1 protein-coding gene and 1 pseudogene are annotated in these 1,963 nt (G+C 67.7%); one reads left to right on the top strand and one right to left on the bottom strand.

Annotated elements, in window-relative coordinates; translation table 11 throughout:
* Positions 1-1,492 (bottom strand): methyl-accepting chemotaxis protein (locus tag L995_RS30820; protein ID WP_047475278.1); only part of this gene is annotated, 1,492 nt, incomplete at its 3' end.
* A gap of 245 nt (positions 1,493-1,737) precedes the next feature.
* On the opposite strand from L995_RS30820, the pseudogene L995_RS32630 reads away from it, so the two are divergent.
* A pseudogene (locus tag L995_RS32630) lies at positions 1,738-1,963 on the top strand (precorrin-3B synthase); the annotation flags it as partial.

The raw sequence follows: 1,963 nt of genomic DNA, 5'->3' as shown, positions 1-1,963 counted from the left end.
CGCTTTCCTCCACCAGGGCGGCGTTTTGCTGCGTGACCTGGTCCATCTGGCTCATGGCCTGCCCGACCTGGGCCACACCGGCGCTTTGCTCGTCGCTGGCATTGCTGATCTCGCCCATGAGGTCGGTCACGCGCTGTATGGATTGCAGCACCTCGGCCATGGTGGCGCCGGCCTGGTCGGCCAGCTCCGCGCCCTGGCTGACGCGCGTGGCGCTGTCAGTGATGAGCTGCTTGATCTCGCGGGCGGCCTGCGCGCTGCGCTGGGCCAGGGTGCGCACTTCGGCGGCCACCACGGCAAAGCCTTTGCCCTGTTCACCGGCGCGTGCGGCCTCGACGGCGGCGTTCAGGGCCAGGATGTTGGTCTGGAAGGCGATGGAGTCGATCACGCCCACGATGTCGCCGATCTGGCGCGAGCTGGCATGGATGTCCTGCATGGCGCCCACGACCTCCTGCACCACGGCGCCGCCCTTGACCGCCACCTGGCTGGCGCCGCGCGCGAGCTGGTTGACCTGGCGTGCGTTGTCCGCGTTCTGCTGCACGGTGGAGGACAGCTCGTCCATGGAGGCTGCGGTTTCCTGCAGCGCGCTGGCCTGTTGCTCGGTGCGCCGGCTCAGGTCGGCGTTGCCCTTGGCGATTTCCTCGCTGGCCATGGCCACGCTGTCGGCGTTGTCGCGCACATCGCTGACCACGCTGGCCAGGCTCTGGTGCATGGCGTTGAGCGAGGCCTGCACGCTGCCGGCGGGCGCTTCGCTGCGCAGCAGTCCGGGGTCGAGGTTGCCGTCGGCGATCTGGCGGGCGACTTCACCGAGCTGGGCAGGCTCGGCGCCCAGCGCGCGTGTCAGGCCGCGTGCGATCAGCCGGCCCATGAGCAGGGCCAGCACGAAGGCGACCGCGCTCATGCCGATCTGCATGTTGCGTTGCTGCACATGGGACTGCGTGGCCTGCGCCACCATGTCCTGGGCGTGCTGGCGCGTGAGCCGGCTGTACTCGTCGGTGGCCGCGATCAGCTGGGCCAGCAGCGGCCGGCACTCGCTGTTCATCTTGGCAATGGCCTCGTCCCGTTGCTGGCGCAGCGCCAGCGCGACGATGTCCAGCGCCACCGGGCCGTAGCGCTGCTCTATCTGGTCGATGCGGGCGACCAGGGCGCGTGCCTCCTCGCCCACCCCGGGCGTGGCCACCAGGGCCTTGAGCTGGTCCAGCCGGGTCTTGACCTCGGCATGGGCGGCGTACACGGCCGCTTTTTCCAGCTCCAGGTCGGCTGGCGTGTTCACCAGCACCAGGTTGCGCGCCGCGATGGCACGGCTGTCCACGGCTGCGCGCACCTGTTCGGCCAGTTGGGCACGGGCGTTCACGCCATCGACGAACCGGGTCAGGTTGCGGTTGGCATCGTCCAGCGCCTGCAGAGCGGATACGGAAACCAGCGCGACCAGCAGAGCCAGGGCGGTGAAGGCGGCGTAGAGCTTGGTCTTGACGGTCCAGGTGCGGAGATTCATGGCGCTTTCCAGGTAGATGGTGCAAGTATCAGTTTTTATCAAAGAATAAGTGATTAATTTGATAAAGGCCCTTTGAAAATTGTTAAATTTCCATGAGAAGTGACAAATTCAGACGAGGCATCGGTTCAGCGTCACCGCTGCGCTTCCCATGCAGGCTGGATCAACAAAGCCCGCATTTCTTGACCGCCTGCGGGTGCTGCCCCTGCGGGACAGGCTGCGTCGGCGCTACAGTCGGTCCCCATCCCATGCATACCCCTCCCCACATACAAGGCTGGTGCCCCGGTGCCTGGCAGCCCATGGCCTCCGGCGATGGGCTGGTGGTGCGCGTGCGTCCGCCGCTGGGGCGGTTGACGGTGGCCCAGGCGCGGCGCCTGGCGCGCCTGGCCTGGGTGCATGGCACTGGCGTGCTGGAGCTGTCCAGCCGCGCCAATGTGCAGCTGCGCGGCATTGCACCCGGTCGGCACGCCGCCG

The sequence above is a fragment of the Delftia sp. ZNC0008 genome, assembly GCF_000799035.1.
Lineage (GTDB): Bacteria > Pseudomonadota > Gammaproteobacteria > Burkholderiales > Burkholderiaceae_C > Comamonas > Comamonas tsuruhatensis.
Note: the sequence above shows the minus strand (reverse complement) of the source record. Positions and strands in the feature narration are given on the sequence as shown.